This window comes from Steroidobacter flavus, from assembly GCF_042651805.1.
Taxonomy (GTDB): domain Bacteria; phylum Pseudomonadota; class Gammaproteobacteria; order Steroidobacterales; family Steroidobacteraceae; genus Steroidobacter; species Steroidobacter flavus.
Genome location: NZ_JBHSDU010000003.1, coordinates 2,952,730 through 2,968,227, shown reverse-complemented (window position 1 = coordinate 2,968,227; position 15,498 = coordinate 2,952,730). Strand labels below are relative to the sequence as shown.

13 protein-coding genes are annotated in these 15,498 nt (G+C 62.9%); all 13 read right to left on the bottom strand.

The annotated features are described in order from the left end of the window. Positions 1 to 25: 25 nt before the first annotated feature. On the bottom strand, positions 26 to 943 hold the full coding sequence (lpxC, locus tag ACFPN2_RS18575) for a UDP-3-O-acyl-N-acetylglucosamine deacetylase (protein WP_380599152.1): 918 nt from the start codon (positions 941 to 943) through the stop codon (positions 26 to 28). A 233-nt stretch (positions 944 to 1,176) separates the two neighbouring features. Further along, a complete protein-coding gene (gene ftsZ, locus ACFPN2_RS18570; RefSeq protein ID WP_380599150.1) occupies positions 1,177 to 2,361 on the bottom strand; it encodes a cell division protein FtsZ in 1,185 nt (394 codons plus the stop codon). Between the two features lie 136 nt (positions 2,362 to 2,497). Further along, entirely contained in the window at positions 2,498 to 3,733 is a 1,236-nt protein-coding gene (gene ftsA, locus ACFPN2_RS18565; protein ID WP_129776713.1) for a cell division protein FtsA, read from the bottom strand. Further along, on the bottom strand, positions 3,726 to 4,544 hold the full coding sequence (locus ACFPN2_RS18560) for a cell division protein FtsQ/DivIB (protein WP_380600174.1): 819 nt from the start codon (positions 4,542 to 4,544) through the stop codon (positions 3,726 to 3,728). Before ACFPN2_RS18560 ends, ftsA begins: the two co-directional genes overlap by 8 nt. Next, positions 4,544 to 5,527 (bottom strand): D-alanine--D-alanine ligase, encoded by a 984-nt coding sequence (locus ACFPN2_RS18555; protein ID WP_380599148.1) that lies wholly within the window; start codon positions 5,525 to 5,527, stop codon positions 4,544 to 4,546. The genes ACFPN2_RS18560 and ACFPN2_RS18555 overlap by 1 nt, the downstream gene beginning before the upstream one ends. Next, the gene (murB, locus tag ACFPN2_RS18550; protein ID WP_380599146.1) at positions 5,520 to 6,422 is read right to left on the bottom strand and encodes a UDP-N-acetylmuramate dehydrogenase; all 903 of its coding nucleotides are present in this window, start codon (positions 6,420 to 6,422) and stop codon (positions 5,520 to 5,522) included. Before murB ends, ACFPN2_RS18555 begins: the two co-directional genes overlap by 8 nt. Continuing rightward, positions 6,419 to 7,846: a UDP-N-acetylmuramate--L-alanine ligase gene (gene murC, locus ACFPN2_RS18545; protein WP_380599144.1), complete on the bottom strand. Its 1,428-nt coding sequence runs from the start codon at positions 7,844 to 7,846 to the stop codon at positions 6,419 to 6,421. Before murC ends, murB begins: the two co-directional genes overlap by 4 nt. Next, complete coding sequence (murG, locus tag ACFPN2_RS18540) at positions 7,843 to 8,931, bottom strand: undecaprenyldiphospho-muramoylpentapeptide beta-N-acetylglucosaminyltransferase (protein ID WP_380599142.1); 1,089 nt, start codon at positions 8,929 to 8,931, stop codon at positions 7,843 to 7,845. Before murG ends, murC begins: the two co-directional genes overlap by 4 nt. Next, positions 8,928 to 10,130 (bottom strand): putative lipid II flippase FtsW, encoded by a 1,203-nt coding sequence (gene ftsW, locus ACFPN2_RS18535; RefSeq protein WP_380599140.1) that lies wholly within the window; start codon positions 10,128 to 10,130, stop codon positions 8,928 to 8,930. The genes murG and ftsW overlap by 4 nt, the downstream gene beginning before the upstream one ends. Continuing rightward, the gene (murD, locus tag ACFPN2_RS18530) at positions 10,127 to 11,464 is read right to left on the bottom strand and encodes a UDP-N-acetylmuramoyl-L-alanine--D-glutamate ligase (RefSeq protein WP_380599138.1); all 1,338 of its coding nucleotides are present in this window, start codon (positions 11,462 to 11,464) and stop codon (positions 10,127 to 10,129) included. The genes ftsW and murD overlap by 4 nt, the downstream gene beginning before the upstream one ends. 4 nt (positions 11,465 to 11,468) lie before the next feature. Continuing rightward, complete coding sequence (gene mraY / locus ACFPN2_RS18525) at positions 11,469 to 12,551, bottom strand: phospho-N-acetylmuramoyl-pentapeptide-transferase (protein ID WP_380599136.1); 1,083 nt, start codon at positions 12,549 to 12,551, stop codon at positions 11,469 to 11,471. Positions 12,552 to 12,567: 16 nt separating this feature from the next. After that, on the bottom strand, positions 12,568 to 13,953 hold the full coding sequence (locus tag ACFPN2_RS18520; protein WP_380599134.1) for a UDP-N-acetylmuramoyl-tripeptide--D-alanyl-D-alanine ligase: 1,386 nt from the start codon (positions 13,951 to 13,953) through the stop codon (positions 12,568 to 12,570). Next, the gene (locus tag ACFPN2_RS18515; RefSeq protein ID WP_380599132.1) at positions 13,950 to 15,494 is read right to left on the bottom strand and encodes a UDP-N-acetylmuramoyl-L-alanyl-D-glutamate--2,6-diaminopimelate ligase; all 1,545 of its coding nucleotides are present in this window, start codon (positions 15,492 to 15,494) and stop codon (positions 13,950 to 13,952) included. The genes ACFPN2_RS18520 and ACFPN2_RS18515 overlap by 4 nt, the downstream gene beginning before the upstream one ends. Positions 15,495 to 15,498 lie beyond the last annotated feature (4 nt).

Genomic DNA, 15,498 nt, shown 5'->3' with positions numbered 1-15,498 from the left:
CGGGGGCACTAAGAAAACGGCAGATTTACGCGCTGACCATCGCGGCAGCGGGTACGTACGAGATGGGCGAGTCTTTGGGATTGTCGAAGGTCACAGGTTCCCACGCGTTCGGCGTGTTGATCAGCTTGCGGACCAGCTGATTGTTGAGCGCGTGGCCGGATTTGTGGCCGCTGAATTCGCCGATCAGGCTCTTGCCGAGCAGGTACAGATCGCCGATCGCGTCCAGGATTTTATGTTTGACGAACTCGTCCTCGTAGCGCAGGCCGTCTTCGTTCAACACGCGGTATTCGTCCAGCACGATGGCGTTGTCCAGGGTGCCGCCGAGCGCCAGGTTCTTCGAGCGCATATATTCCAGGTCGCGCATGAAGCCGAAGGTCCGCGCGCGGCTGATTTCTTTCAGATAGGACGTCGTGGAAAAGTCCATCGACGCGGTCTGCGAGCGCTTTTTGAAGACCGGGTGATTGAACTCGATCTCCATGTTGACCTTGAAGCCGTTGTACGGCTCGAAGCGGGCCCACTTGTCGCCGTCGCGCACTTCCAGCGGCGCGAGCACGCGGACGAAACGTTTCGGCGCGGCCTGCTCTTCGATGCCGGCCGACTGTAATAAGAACACGAACGGGCCGGCACTGCCGTCCATGATCGGGACCTCTTCGGCCGACAGGTCCACATAGGCGTTATCGAGGCCCAGACCGGCAAATGCCGACAACAGATGCTCGACCGTGTTGACCCGGACATCGCCGTTGAACAGGGACGTGCCCAGCATGGTATCGCCGACGTTTTCGGCGTACGCGCGCACGTCCACCGGCTCGTTGAGGTCGGTGCGACGGAACACAACGCCGGTGTCGACCGGCGCCGGACGCAGCACCATCAGCACTTTTTTCCCGGAGTGAAGGCCTACGCCGGTCGCGCGGATGGTGTTCTTTAAGGTTCGTTGTCGCAGCATGAGGGGTTCCAAGCGGCGCAGACCCTAACATTGCCGGCAAGTGAACGGCAAGCCTCTGACTTGCCGTTACTTTTGCTTACATTGAAAAGGCACTCACCGCGTTCCTGATGAATCGACTTGCTAGCGTATAGCGAAGTTCCAGGGGCACCATGCATGTTCCCTATGTAGCCCATAGAGATCGCCGCCCGGACCCGCTGCCCACCGGCAGTCGCGGTTCACCAGTCCGTTACTCCTCAATCGGCCTGACGGCGCAAAAACGCCGGAATATCCAGCATCGACGTGTCTTCAGCCGTCAGCCCGTCGCCCACCGCGCGGCGAGCCTGGCCCGCGTGCGGATCGCGCTGGTTGCGGATGTAGGTCGGCACGTGCAGATCGTCGAGCGTGGGCACGCTGCCGCGACGGCCGCCAGGGATGGCAGTCATGCGACGCGTATCCTGCTGCGGGGCCTGCATTTGCGCACCCGGACGACCGATGCCCGTGGCCACGACGGTCACGCGAATCTGCTCGCTCATTTCCGGATCGATCACGCAGCCCACGACCACGTTGGCGTCCTCGGAAGCGTACTGTTTGACCGTGTCGCCGACGATGCTGAACTCGCTGGTGCGCAAGTCCATACCGGCCGTGACATTGATCAGCAGGCCATGCGCGCCCTGCAGATTCACATCTTCCAGCAGCGGGCTGGAAACAGCGGCTTCAGCAGCTTCACGCGCGCGGTGCTCGCCGCGAGCGATGCCGGTGCCCATCATCGCCATGCCGGTTTCAGCCATCACGGTACGCACGTCGGCGAAGTCGACGTTGATCATGCCGGGACGGGTGATCAGCTCGGCGATGCCCTGCACCGCGCCTTGCAGCACCTGGTTGGCCGATTTGAACGCGTCGAGCAGCGTCACATCGCCACCCAGCACGGTCAGCAGCTTCTGGTTCGGGATGGTGATGAGCGAGTCGACATGCTTGCTCAGCTCGGCGATGCCGCGCTCAGCAGAGCCGTGACGCTTGCGACCTTCCATCTCGAACGGACGGGTCACGACGGCAACCGTCAGGATGCCCAGTTCCTTCGCGACCTGCGCCACGACCGGAGCCGCGCCCGTGCCGGTGCCACCGCCCATGCCGGCGGTGATGAACAGCATGTCCGAACCTTCGATCATTTCGATGATGCGATCGCGATCTTCCATCGCGGCCTGACGGCCCACTTCCGGATCGGCGCCCGCACCGAGGCCCTTGGTGATATTGCAGCCGATCTGCAGACCGACTTTCACCTTGGAATGTTTCAACGCCTGCGCGTCGGTGTTGATGCAAATGAAATCCACGCCTTCGATACCGGCCTGGATCATGTGAGCGACCGCGTTTCCGCCGCCGCCGCCGACGCCAATCACTTTAATGACTGCGCCTTGGTTTTCTGTATCAGCAAGTACAAACATCGTTAGTCCCCTCAATGTCAGCGAGACAAAGCAAATTGCAACTCAACGTACGGCCGGTTCAGAGGCCCGCCGCACGCTCCACCTTCCCCACTCATCCCCTTGTTCTGGCCTTTTCCATGGCATCCATCTAAGGTCATCAAAAATTTCCTTGAAACCATGCTTTCATGCGATCGAGCGTGCCGCGCACGTTGCCGCCCAGCGGCAGCTCGCGACGCCCGCGCAGATAATTCTCCCGGCCGTAAAGCAACAGGCCGACGCCGGTCGAATGAATCGGATTGCTCACCACATCCACCAGTCCGGTGATGTGCTGGGGCACGCCGAGGCGCACCGGCATGTGAAACACTTCTTCGGCGAGCTCGACCGCGCCTTCCATCTTCGCGCTGCCGCCGGTGAGCACGACGCCCGCGGCGATCACTTCCTCGAAGCCGGAACGGCGCAGCTCTTCGCGCACCAGAGCAAACAATTCCTCGTAACGGGGCTCGACCACTTCGGCGAGCGTCTGCCTCGCAAGCCGGCGCGGCGGACGATCGCCCACACTCGGCACTTCGATGGTCTCGTCCGAGTTCGCGAGCTGCGACAACGCGCAGGCGAACTTCATCTTGATCTCTTCGGCGTGATGCGTCGGCGTGCGCAGACTCACCGCGATGTCGTTGGTCACTTGATCGCCCGCGATCGGAATCACGGCGGTGTGACGAATCGCGCCACCCGAGAACACCGCGAGATCGGTCGTGCCGCCGCCGATGTCCACCAGGCACACGCCCAGCTCCTTCTCATCGTCAGCCAGCACCGAGTAGCTCGACGCCAGCTGCTCGAGCACCACGTCCTCGACCTGCAAGCCGCAACGCTGCACGCACTTCACGATGTTCTGAGCTGCGCTGTCCGCACCGGTGACGATGTGAACTTTCGCTTCCAGTCGCACGCCCGACATGCCGATCGGCTCGCGGATGCCTTCCTGGCTGTCGATCAAAAACTCCTGCGGCAGGATGTGCAGGATCTTCTGATCGGCCGGGATCGCCACGGCGCGGGCCGCGTCGATCACGCGGTCCACGTCTTCCGAGGTCACTTCTTTGTTTCGAATCGCGACGATGCCGTGCGAGTTCAGGCTGCGCACATGACTGCCGGCGATGCCGGCGTACACCGAATGAATCTCGCAGCCGGCCATCAGCTCGGCTTCTTCCACCGCGCGCTGAATGGACTGCACCGTCGATTCGATGTTCACGACGACGCCACGTTTCAGTCCGCGCGAAGGATGCGAGCCCAAGCCCACCACTTCGATGCGACCTTCATGATTGACCTCGCCGACGATGGCGACCACCTTGGAGGTGCCGATGTCGAGGCCAACGATCAGATTTCGGTCATTCTTCCTAGCCATCAGGACGAGCATCCTCGGCGCCGCGCGCGACTCGGGCTGGAGCGATCCAGCCGACAGAAAAGCCGTTGCTATAACGCAGATCTACATAACTAACTTCCGCTGCCCGAGCCGCCACCACGGGGCTCGCCACAGCGATGAATCTTTCCATGCGAGCCGGCACGTCCTGGCGACCCAGACGGACGATCACGCCATTGCCGAGCGTCAACTGCCACGCGCCGCGCGCGTCCAGCTCGACCTTGCTCAAGCGCATACCCACACCCAACAGGCGCGGATACGATTCCAGATAAAGCTTCGCGACCTGACCTTCCGTGCCCACCGGGCCCACCAGCTGCGGCAGCTCCTGCGGAATGTGTCGCGCATCCTTTAGAAACAATTCGCCTCGCGTATTCATCAACCCCGACTCGCCCCAGCGTGCCGCCGCGACATGCTCGGTGATGAACACGCGCACACCGTTCGGCCACTTACGCTCGACCCGGGCGCGATCCACCCAGGGAACGGTCTCCAACTGTGTGCGCAGCGCATCCAGATCGACCGAAAGAAATCCCGAGCCCCGAAACCGCGCGACGACTTCTTCGACCTGCATCGGCGTGACGCGCTGAAATTGCCCGCCCACTTCCACCTTGCCAATCGGTCGATCGAACGAGACCGCCAGGCCCCAGGCCATCACCGCAATTCCCAGAATCAACCCGGACACGCCGAGCACAGGACGCAAGCCGCCTTCTGCAAACGAAGCGACCATGGGCTTGAGCCGGGCGAGCAGATCGAACTGCTCTCCGGCGCCCTTGCGACGATTGCGCTTGCGTGAGCCCATCACGAGCGAGTTGCTCCTTGGCCATCGCGCGGCAGACTGGTTTCCAACACGCGCCACACCAGCTCATCGAACTCGATACCGAAGGCCTTGGCCGACTTCGGCACCAGCGAATGGCTGGTCATGCCGGGCGCGGTGTTCACTTCCAGCAAATAAAACTTGCCGCTGGCGCGGTCGCGCATCACATCGACACGCCCCCAGCCGAAACAGCCAGCGGTGCGGAATGCCTCGAGCGCGAGCGCACGAATTTCTTCTTCAGCTGCGCCTTGCAAGCCCGGGCAGATGTATTGCGTGTCTTCGGCTTTGTACTTCGCGTGATAGTCGTAGTACTCGCCCGCCGGCACGATGCGGATACTCGGCATCGCGACGTCGCCCAGGATGGAAACCGTCAGCTCATCGCCGACGATCAGCTGTTCCATCAGCATCTCGCCTTGGTAGCGAGCAGCGAGATCCACCGCCTGCTTCAAATCCTGTTCTTTGAACACGCGAGTCACGCCGACGCTCGAGCCTTCGCACGCGGGCTTCACGATGACCGGCAAGCCGAGATCGCGTGCAGCCTTCGCCACGTCACTGTTACGAGCGAGACGCGCATATCGCGGCGTCGGCAAACCGAGCGACAGCCACACTTGTTTGGTGCGAATCTTGTCCATCGACAGCGCCGAGCCCAGCACGTCGGAACCGGTGTATGGAATGCCGAACGCGTCCAGCAACCCTTGCAGAATGCCGTCTTCGCCGCCGCCGGCATGACCGTGCAGGATGTTGAAGACGCGCTGGCAACGCTTGTTCACCAGCTCATCGACGAGCGCCGCGATGCCATCGACTTGGTAGGCGTCGACGCCCTGACGCTTCAGCGCATCCAGACAATTGCTGCCGCTGTCCAGCGACACTTCACGCTCGCTCGACGTGCCGCCCATCAGCACGGCGACGCGACCGAAATCTTTCGGGTTGCTGACGCGCTTCGGCCCGATCTTGTTTGCTTCAGCCATGAACCACCTCGCCCACGATGCGCACCTCAGTGTTGAGTCGCACACCCTGCTTTTGTTCCACCGTCTGTTGCACGTGACGAATCAACTTCTCGATATCGTCCGCCGTCGCCGTGCCGTCGTTGACGATGAAGTTCGCGTGCATCTCCGACACTCGCGCGCCGCCGATGCGAAACCCTTTCAGCCCACAGCCTTCGATCAAGCGCGCGGCGTGATTGCCCGGCGGATTCGTGAACACCGAGCCGCACGACCACTCTTGAATCGGCTGCGTCGCCTTACGCTTCGCGAGCAGCTGACGAATGTCGTCGTTGCTCACGCCGGGACGCAGCTCGAAACGCAACAGCGCGCCGAGAAACCATTCGTCCTTCGGACCTGCGACGTGGCGATAGCCGACGCTGTAGTCCGACGCCGGGCGCTCATGACGCACCCCGTGGCGATCGATGGTCGCGACGGAGACAACATGTCTCCACGTCTCACCGCCGAACGCGCCCGCGTTCATCGCCAACGCGCCGCCGAGCGTGCCGGGAATGCCTGCGAAGAATTCCGCCGGGCCCAAGCCCCACTTGATGCATTGCTTGGCGAGCTTCGCGCACGCCACGCCGCTGCCACACCAGACCTCGTTGTCGTTACGACGCTCCAGTTCATCGAAGATGCCGTGCGTCTCGATCACCGCGCCGCGAATGCCGCCGTCGCGAACCAACAAGTTGCTGCCCAAACCGATCCACATTACCGGCGTGCCAGGCTGCAACCCTTGCAGGAAGCCGGACACGTCAGTCACATCGAGCGGCGAAAAGAACAAATCCGCCGGCCCGCCCACGTGCCATGACGTGTGCTTCGACATCAGCTCGTCGCGCTTCACTCGCGCTTCGAAATCGGGCGGCAGCGACAACGCGTTCACGGTTGCCTCCGCTCGGCCGACAACGTGGTCAATGCCGCCGGCAATTCCGGCGCCAGGCTGCCGATGCTGCCGGCACCCATGGTCACGATCACATCGCCGTCGCGAGCGATCTGAATCAGCGCACGCGGCAACTCATCGATCTTCTCGACGTACACCGGCTCGACGCGGCCATGCGAACGAACCGCGCGACAAATTGCTTTGCCGTCGGCGCCCGCAATCGGCGCTTCGCCGGCCGCATAAACTTCAGTAACGATCAGCGCGTCGGCATTGGCGGCGAGCACACGAGCGAAGTCGTCGAGCAGATCGCGCGTACGGGTGTAACGATGCGGCTGGAACGCCAGCAGGACGCGACGGTTCGGCCAGCCCTGACGGACCGCTTCGAGCGTGGCCGCAAGCTCGGTCGGGTGATGACCGTAGTCGTCGATGATCGTGACCTTGCCCGCCGACGTCTGCACATCGCCGTACTGTTGCAGGCGACGATCGACGCCGTGGAACGAGCTCAGTGCGCGTTGAATAGCCGTGTCGCTGACTTCCAGTTCCTTCGCGACCGCAATCGCCGCCAGCGAATTCAGAACATTGTGCGTGCCGGGCAGATTCAACTTCACGCGCAGGGGTTGAACGCCGGCCCGGTGCACTTCGAAGCTGGTCTGCACGCCTTCGCGCCGGATGTTGACCGCGCGCAGGTCAGCCTCGGGACTATCGATACCGTAAGTCACGAACGGGCGGTTGATTCGCGGCAACAGGCTCTTCGCGATCGGATCGTCCGCGCACACGACGGCCAGGCCGTAGAAGGGCAGGTTGTGCAGGAAGTCGATGAAGCTCTGCTTCAAACGCTCGAAGTCGCCGTCGTGCGTGCCGAGGTGATCGTTGTCCACGTTGGTGACAATCGCGATCATCGGCTGCAGATGCATGAACGACGCGTCGCTCTCGTCCGCTTCGGCGACCAGATACTTGCCGGCGCCCAGACGAGCGTTGCTGTCGGCGCTCTTCAAGCGACCGCCGATGACGAACGTTGGATCGAGCCCGCCTTCGGCGAGAATCGACGCGACCATGCTGGTCGTCGTGGTCTTGCCATGCGTGCCGGCGACCGCGACGGAATAGCGGAAGCGCATCAGCTCGCCCAGCATCACCGCACGCTGCACGATGGGCAGACGTCGCGACTTCGCTTCGACGACTTCGGGGTTATCCGACTGCACCGCCGTCGAAACGACCAGCACGTCCGCCTTGCCGACGTTCTCCGCCGCGTGACCGATCTTGATCTGCGCACCCAGCTTCGCCAGCCGCTGCGTGACCCCGTTCGGCTTCAGGTCGCTGCCTTGAACGTGATAGCCCAGATTCAACAGCACTTCGGCGATGCCGCCCATGCCGCTGCCGCCGATACCTACGAAATGAATGTTATGAATGCGACGCATGCGATCTTTCATGCGACACCTCCCGCGGCGGCCACGCATGCGTCCGCGAGACGCACGTCGGCATCCGTGATCGCAACCGAGCGGGCCCGCACGGCCATCGCTTTGAGTTGCTCACGTCCACCGCTCAGCAATTGGTTCAGCTCCTGCGCAAGTCGTTCCGGCGTGAGATCGCGCTCGGCGATCGAGATGCCCGCCTGAGCATCGACCAGAAACTTGGCATTGAGCGTTTGATGATCGTCGACAGCCGCGGCGAACGGCACGAAGATCGCCGGCAAACCGGCGGCCGCGAGCTCCGACACGGTCATCGCGCCGGAACGGCACACGACCACGTCGGCCCAGCTATAAGCTTCCGCCATATCAGTAATGAACGCGCGAACGTCGGCCTGCACGCCGTGCTTCTCATACGTTTCGCGCACGACCGGCAGATGACGCTCGCCGGCCTGATGAATGACAACAGGACGCGAAGCCGCGTCGATAGTCGCGAGCGCCGCCGGCACCGTCGCGTTGAGTTTCATCGCGCCCTGGCTGCCGCCGATGATGAGCAATCGGATCGGGCCTTCGCGACCGGCAAAGCGCTGCTCTGGCGGGGCGATGGCGGCGATCTCACGTCGCACTGGATTGCCCACCTGCTCGGCCTGCGTTCCCGACGGGAAACTCTTTGGAAAAGCTTCGAGCACCCGACGCGCCAGCTTCGCCAGCATCCGATTGGTCATGCCCGCGACGGCATTCTGTTCGTGAATGACAAGCGGTCGACGCGTGAGCCACGCGGCCACGCCACCGGGACCTGCGACGAAGCCACCGCAGCCGAGCACCACAACCGGGTTGCGCTTGCGGATGACTTGCAGGCTCTGCCAGATCGACTGCACGACTTTGAACGGCGCAAGTAACAACGTCGCCGCACCTTTGCCACGCAAGCCGCTCATCGAGATCCACTCGATCTCGATCTGCGCCGGCGGCACCAGCTTCGCTTCCAAGCCTTTGCGGGTACCGAGCCACACGGGTTCGAAACCTCGTTCGCGCAACACGCGAGCAGCCGCGAGCGCCGGAAACACGTGTCCGCCCGTTCCGCCGGCCATGATCAGCACCGTGCGCTTCATTCGTCACTCTCCGCTCGCTCGCGGCGAGCAGGACGCGACACCGCGAGACGACCCGACGTCTGGGCCTCGTGATGAATGCGCATGATGAAACCCAACCAGCCGAGCGTGACCATGATGCTCGAGCCGCCATAAGACATGAGCGGCAAGGTCAGACCCTTGGTCGGCAGGATGCCCATGTTCACGCCGACGTTGATGAAAGTCTGAAACGCCAGCCAGATGCCGAACGCCGCCGCGCAGTACGCCTGGAACGCGAGGCCGGCCTCGGACGCGAGGCGCGAGATATAAAAGCTGCGCCACACGAGCAGAATGAACAGCCCCAATGTGACGATGACGCCCACCAGGCCCAGCTCCTCGGCGAGCACGGCGAACACGAAGTCGGTGTGCGCTTCGGGCAAATAGAAAAGTTTCTGCACGCTGGAGCCGAGCCCGACCCCGAACAGCTCGCCGCGACCGATAGCGATCAGCGACTGTGTCAGCTGGAAGCCGGAGTTGAACGGATCGGCCCACGGATCCATGAACGCGGTCAGGCGTTTCAATCGATACGCCGACGTCACAGCGATCACCGCCATGCCCGCCGCCGCGATCGCGACCAGCGCAAAGAAATGACGCAGCTTCACGCCAGCGAGGAACAACACGCCGAGGCCCGTGGCCACCAGCACCGTCGCCGCGCCGAAGTCAGGCTCCATGAGCAGCAGAGCGGCGGCGCCCATCAGCACGCCCAGCGGTTTGAGGAAGCCTTTCAATTCTTCCTTCAACTCGCCCTGCTTCCGGACCACGTAGCTGCACAGATATATAAGTAGCAGCACGCGCGTCAGCTCCGACGCCTGGAAGTTCATGATGCCCGCGCGCAACCAGCGACGGCTGCCGTTCACTTCGTGACCGATGCCGGGGATCAACACCAGCACCAGGAAAATGAACGCGACCAGCAGCAGCGGCATGGCCATCTTTTCCCAAACCGCGGTGGGAATGCTCATCATGATCATGGCGCCCAGCACACCGAAGCCCACGCCATACATCTGACGCACCAGGAAGAACAGCGGATCCTGCTGTTGCTTGTCGGCGATGCTGATGGACGCGGACGTCATCATCACCAGCCCGAGCAGCAGGATGCCGCTGACCGCGAGCAGCAATACATAATCGAACGCGAACCGACGTGGCCGGCCGTTGGATCGCGCGAAGGTGAGACTTGCGGCGCTCATGCCGGCAACCCCTTCACAGCGGCGGCGAACACATCGCCCCGGTGTCCGTAATCCCGGAACATATCGAGGCTCGCGCACGCCGGCGAGAGCAACACCGTCTCGCCCGGACGCGCCGCGTTAGCAGCGAGCTGCACGGCCTCATTCATATCTTTCGCGAACTCAGTCGTCGCGACGCCCTTGAGGGCGGCATCGAGCAATTTCGCATCCTGACCGAGCAGCACGACGTGCCGCACCTTGCCCCGGAACGCTTGCGCGAGCGGTGCGAAGTCCTGACCTTTGCCCTGACCGCCGGCGATCAACACCAGCGAGCCCGACATACCGGCGACAGCCGCGAGTGTCGCGCCGACATTCGTGCCCTTCGAATCCTCGACGAAGCGCACGCCTTTCACGTCGGCGACCCACTGCGAACGATGCGGCAGTCCAGGGAAATCACGCAGCGCCTGCAGGCAAGCAGCGCGCGACAGATTGAGCGCATCACACATCGCGAGCGACGCCAGGGCATTCGCCGCGTTATGCAGACCACGGATCTTCAGCTCAGACATTGCGACCATTCGCTCGCGACCATGCATCAAGATCACGTCATCGCCTTGATGCTGGACGTAGTAGTCGGCCGCCGGATCGGCATGCAGACTGAAGCCGAGCACGCGCGACGACTGGTAATGCATGGTGCGAACCGCGACATCGTCCATGTTCACGATGGCGGCTTCACAGCGCTGGAAGATGCGCTCCTTGGCAGCGGCGTACTCTTCGAGAGTCGCGTAACGATCCATGTGATCCGGCGTCACGTTTAATACAGCGGCCGCCGCGGCCCGAAGCGACAACGTCGTGTCCAGTTGAAAGCTCGACAGCTCGAGGACGTACAACTCGGGCACGGGATCATCAAGCAAATCGAGCGCCGGCCGCCCAAGATTGCCTCCAGCAATAGCCCGCCGACCCGCTGCGTTCGCCATGAGGCCAACGAGTGTCGTGACCGTGCTCTTACCATTCGTCCCGGTGATCGCCGCGATCGGCGCCTTGGCCTCGCGCACGAACAACTCGATGTCGCCGATGATCGGAATGCCACGCACGGCGGCACTCATCAAGAACGGCTCTTTCAGCGACACGCCCGGCGACGCCACGATCTGCGACGCGCCGTCCAGCAACGCTTCATCGAAACCGCCGAAGCGCACTTCAGCTTGCGGCGCGAGCTTCTCGAGCGCCGCAGCTTCCGGCGGCGCGGGCCGGCTGTCGGTCACAGCGAAGCTGAGCCCGCGAGATTGCAAATAACGCGCGCACGACATCCCCGTCCGGCCCAGGCCGACGACGATCGAGCGTCCGCGCAGCTGTTGCATCATGGCCTTAGCGCACCTTCAACGTCGCCAGCCCGATCAGCACCAGGATCACGCTGATGATCCAGAAGCGCACGATGACTTTGGGCTCGGCCCAACCTTTCAATTCGAAATGATGATGGATGGGCGCCATGCGGAAGATGCGCTTGCCGGTGAGCTTGAACGACGCCACCTGCAACATCACCGACACGGTCTCCATCACGAACACGCCGCCCATGACGAACAGGACGATCTCCTGACGCACGATGACGGCGACGATGCCTAGTGCCGCACCGAGCGCGAGGGCACCAATGTCGCCCATGAACACTTGCGCGGGATAGGTGTTGAACCAGAGAAAGCCGAGACCCGCGCCGACCAGCGTCGCGCAGAACACCAGTATTTCACCGGTGCCCTCGATGAAAGGAATGCCGAGATAACCCGAGAACACAGAGTTTCCTGTCGCATAGGCGAACACCCCCAAGGCCCCACCCACCAGAACCGCCGGCATGATGGCCAGACCGTCCAGACCGTCGGTGAGGTTCACCGCGTTGCTGGTGCCGACCACGACGAAATAGGCGAGCGCGATGTACCAGATGCCGAGCGGAATCATCACTTGCTTGAACAGCGGCACGTACAGCGCCGTTTCGGCCGGCGTCTTCGCGGTCATATACAAGGCGACAGCGCACCCCAGGCCCGCCACCGACTGCCAGAAATATTTATATCTCGCGATCAGCCCCTTGGTGTTGCCGACCACGAGCTTCAGATAGTCGTCCCAGAACCCGATCAGGCCGAACGCCAGCGTCACCAGCAGCGTGACCCACACGAAACGATTGCTGAGGTCCGCCCACAGCAACGTGCTGAACGTCATCGCGACCAGGATCAGCAAGCCACCCATGGTCGGCGTGCCCGCCTTCGGCAAATGCGTCTTCGGGCCGTCGTCGCGCACGCGCTGACCGATCTGGTTCAGCTGCAGCTTGGTGATCATCCACGGGCCGATGAAGAAAGAGATCAACAGCGCCGTGAGCGCCGCGAGAATCGCGCGCAGCGTCAGGTACTGGAACACGCGGAATGCGCCTTCCAGGAGTGCGAGCTGTTTGGTGAAGTACAGCAGCATTTAAGTAGTTGTTCTCTTAATGATGACCGTCGGTGTTGCCAGGCGGCGTCGCGGACAAGGCCGCCGACACACGCTCCAACCGATTCGCACGCGAGCCTTTAATAAGTACCGCGACGCCCGGGGTAAGCGACGACTTGGCGTCGCGAATCAACGCATCGATATCGGCGAACCATTGGCCGCCGCGACCGAACGCCTCCACCGAGAAGCGCGAGCCTTCACCGATGGCAAGCAAGCGCTCGATACCCGCCTGCCGCGCATAGCGACCGACTTCGGCATGCAGCTCGTTGCTCGCATCGCCCAGTTCTTTCATTTCTCCCAGCACCAGCCAGCGCGAGCCGGCGAAGCTGCCCTTCATCGCGTCCAGTCCCGCTTTGAGCGAGCTCGGGTTGGCGTTGTAGGAGTCGTCGACGATGAACGCGCCGTTGATGGCGGGCTTCAGCTCGAGTCGGCCGGCCACCGTCTTCATCGCCGCGAGACCTTTGACGATCTGCTCGATCGGCGTGCCGGCCGCGCAAGCAGCCGCTGCCGCGCCCAACGCATTGCGCAGGTTGTGAAGACCAGCGAGCGGCACGGTTGCCGCGAGCGTTCCATCCGGCGTCACCAGATCGAAGTCGATGCGGAAGCCGGACGGCGCGTTGATCTCGCGAACCTTGTGGGCCATGAAGTCGGCCGGCTGCTCGAAACCGAACGTCAGCATGCGATCGGCGGCGCGCATGTCGCGCCACTGACTTGCATACTTGTCGTCGGCGTTGATGACAGCGACGCCTTCGAACGGCAGCGCCTGGAACATCTCGCCCTTGCCGTCCGCGACGCCTTGCAAGCTGCCGAAGCCTTCCAAATGCGCGGCACCCGCATTCGTGACGATGCCGACGGTCGGCTCAGCCAGCGACGCGAGGTGGGCAATTTCACCGATGTGATTCGCGCCCATCTCGATGACCGCGTACTTATGTTCCTTGGTCAGCTCGAGCAGCGTCAGCGGCACACCGATGTGATTGTTCAAGTTGCCCCGGGTCACGAGCGTCGGACCGAGCTGCGACAGAATCGAGCCGATCAACTCCTTGGTCGTCGTCTTGCCATTGCTGCCGGTCACGCCGACCACAGGAATAGGAAACTGACGGCGCCACTCGCGCGCGAACGCGGACAACGCCGCCAGCGGATCGGCGACGATGATCTGCGGCACATCGACCGGCAGCTCCTTCGAGACCAGCGCGGCAGCCGCGCCGTTCTGAGCCGCGGTCGCGACGAAATCGTGGCCGTCGAACGAGGGGCCGGTCAGCGCGACGAACAGCGCGCCCGGTTTGATCGTTCGCGTGTCGGTGGAGACGCTGGTGAACGCTCGATCCGCGCCGACCACTCGACCTTGCGAGTAGCGGGCGATCTCACTCGGTTTCCAGGCAATCATGACTGCCTCCCAAGCGCCTTCAGCGCTTGCTCGCGATCGCTGAACGAACGACGTTCGGCGCCCACGATTTGATAGTCCTCGTGCCCTTTGCCAGCGATCAGCACCACATCGGTCGCGGCACTTTCGGCAATCGCGCGATTGATCGCAGCGGCACGATCGCGCTCGACGATCGCGGCTTCGGGACGAGCTAGACCTTTAAAGATGTCGGCGACGATCGCGTCACCGTTCTCGGTGCGCGGATTGTCGTCGGTGATGATGATTCGATCGGCGAGACGCTCGGCGATGGCGCCCATCAACGGACGCTTGCCCGCGTCGCGGTCACCGCCGCAACCGAACACACAAACCAATTTGCCAGTGCGATGCTTGCGCACGGCCAGCAATGCTTTTTCCAATGCGTCCGGCGTGTGCGCATAATCGACGATGGCGAGCGGACGATTCGGCGCTGTGATCGTTTCCATACGACCCGGCGGCGGACCGCACTTCTCGAGCGCACCGATGGCGTCTTGCATCGATGTGCCGCTAGTCAACAAGGTCGCCAGCACCGCCAGCAGGTTCTCGACATTGAAGTCGCCGACGAACCGCGAACGCAAAGTCGCCGTGCCCCAGCTGCCATCGAATTCGATATCCAGGCCATTCGGCGCGGCGGTCACGCGGCGAGCAAACAACCGCTTCACTTCGCCCTTCTCGCTGTGCCAGCGCGGATCGAGCTGAATGTCGCCCGCACGGCTGAGCACGACCAGACAGGTGTGCGCGACCCGGCTCGCGATCTCGCGGCCGAACGGATCGTCCACGTTCACGATGGAATATCGCAGGCTCGGCCAACGGAACAGATGCGCCTTGGCTTCGCCGTACGCTTCGAGCGTGCCGTGATAATCGAGATGATCGCGGGTGAGGTTTGTGAAGACCGCAGTGTCGAACCGCACGCCGTTGACGCGATGCTGATCGAGCGCATGCGACGAAACTTCCATGCCGAGGCAACGCACACCCTCGTCGCGGAGTTCAGCGATCTGCCGATGGACGCTGATGCAGTCCGGCGTCGTCAGCGACCCCGACTGCAAGGCGCCGACCCGGCCATAACCCAGCGTGCCGGCGTAGCCGGAAGTCACATTCAACTGTTGCAAGGCGGCGGCGATGACATGCGCCGTAGTGGTTTTTCCATTGGTGCCGGTGACACCGATGACACGCACGCTCGCCGACGGCGCTTCAAAGAACCAGTCCGCGATGGCGCCCAGCCAGGCCGTGAGTCGGGGAATGCCGATCAGCGGCACATCCTCGGGCAATCGCGGCGGGATCACTCCGTCCACCGGCTCCCAAAGAATGGCGGCAGCACCCGCGCTCACCGCTTGAGCCGCGAAGCCGATGCCATGAGTTCGCGTGCCCGGAAGCGCGATGAACGCGGCGCCCGGCGTCACTGCACGACTGTCGAGTGTGAGATCCGTGATCTCCAGATCGGGCGGCACGAAATCGACGGACGACACGCCGCTGTCCGCGAGCAGCTCTCGCAGATTTTTGGTTCGGACGTTGTCAACACGGGCTTTCATGGTG

Bases quoted from the DNA above. Each gene is read 5' to 3' on its own strand.
- lpxC (WP_380599152.1), bottom strand. From the start codon at position 943: ATGCTGCGACAACGAACCTTAAAGAACACCATCCGCGCGACCGGCGTA.
- ftsZ (WP_380599150.1), bottom strand. From the start codon at position 2,361: ATGTTTGTACTTGCTGATACAGAAAACCAAGGCGCAGTCATTAAAGTG.
- ftsA (WP_129776713.1), bottom strand. From the start codon at position 3,733: ATGGCTAGGAAGAATGACCGAAATCTGATCGTTGGCCTCGACATCGGC.
- ACFPN2_RS18560 (WP_380600174.1), bottom strand. From the start codon at position 4,544: ATGGGCTCACGCAAGCGCAATCGTCGCAAGGGCGCCGGAGAGCAGTTC.
- ACFPN2_RS18555 (WP_380599148.1), bottom strand. From the start codon at position 5,527: ATGGCTGAAGCAAACAAGATCGGGCCGAAGCGCGTCAGCAACCCGAAA.
- murC (WP_380599144.1), bottom strand. From the start codon at position 7,846: ATGAAAGATCGCATGCGTCGCATTCATAACATTCATTTCGTAGGTATC.
- murG (WP_380599142.1), bottom strand. From the start codon at position 8,931: ATGAAGCGCACGGTGCTGATCATGGCCGGCGGAACGGGCGGACACGTG.
- ftsW (WP_380599140.1), bottom strand. From the start codon at position 10,130: ATGAGCGCCGCAAGTCTCACCTTCGCGCGATCCAACGGCCGGCCACGT.
- murD (WP_380599138.1), bottom strand. From the start codon at position 11,464: ATGATGCAACAGCTGCGCGGACGCTCGATCGTCGTCGGCCTGGGCCGG.
- mraY (WP_380599136.1), bottom strand. From the start codon at position 12,551: ATGCTGCTGTACTTCACCAAACAGCTCGCACTCCTGGAAGGCGCATTC.
- ACFPN2_RS18520 (WP_380599134.1), bottom strand. From the start codon at position 13,953: ATGATTGCCTGGAAACCGAGTGAGATCGCCCGCTACTCGCAAGGTCGA.
- ACFPN2_RS18515 (WP_380599132.1), bottom strand. From the start codon at position 15,494: ATGAAAGCCCGTGTTGACAACGTCCGAACCAAAAATCTGCGAGAGCTG.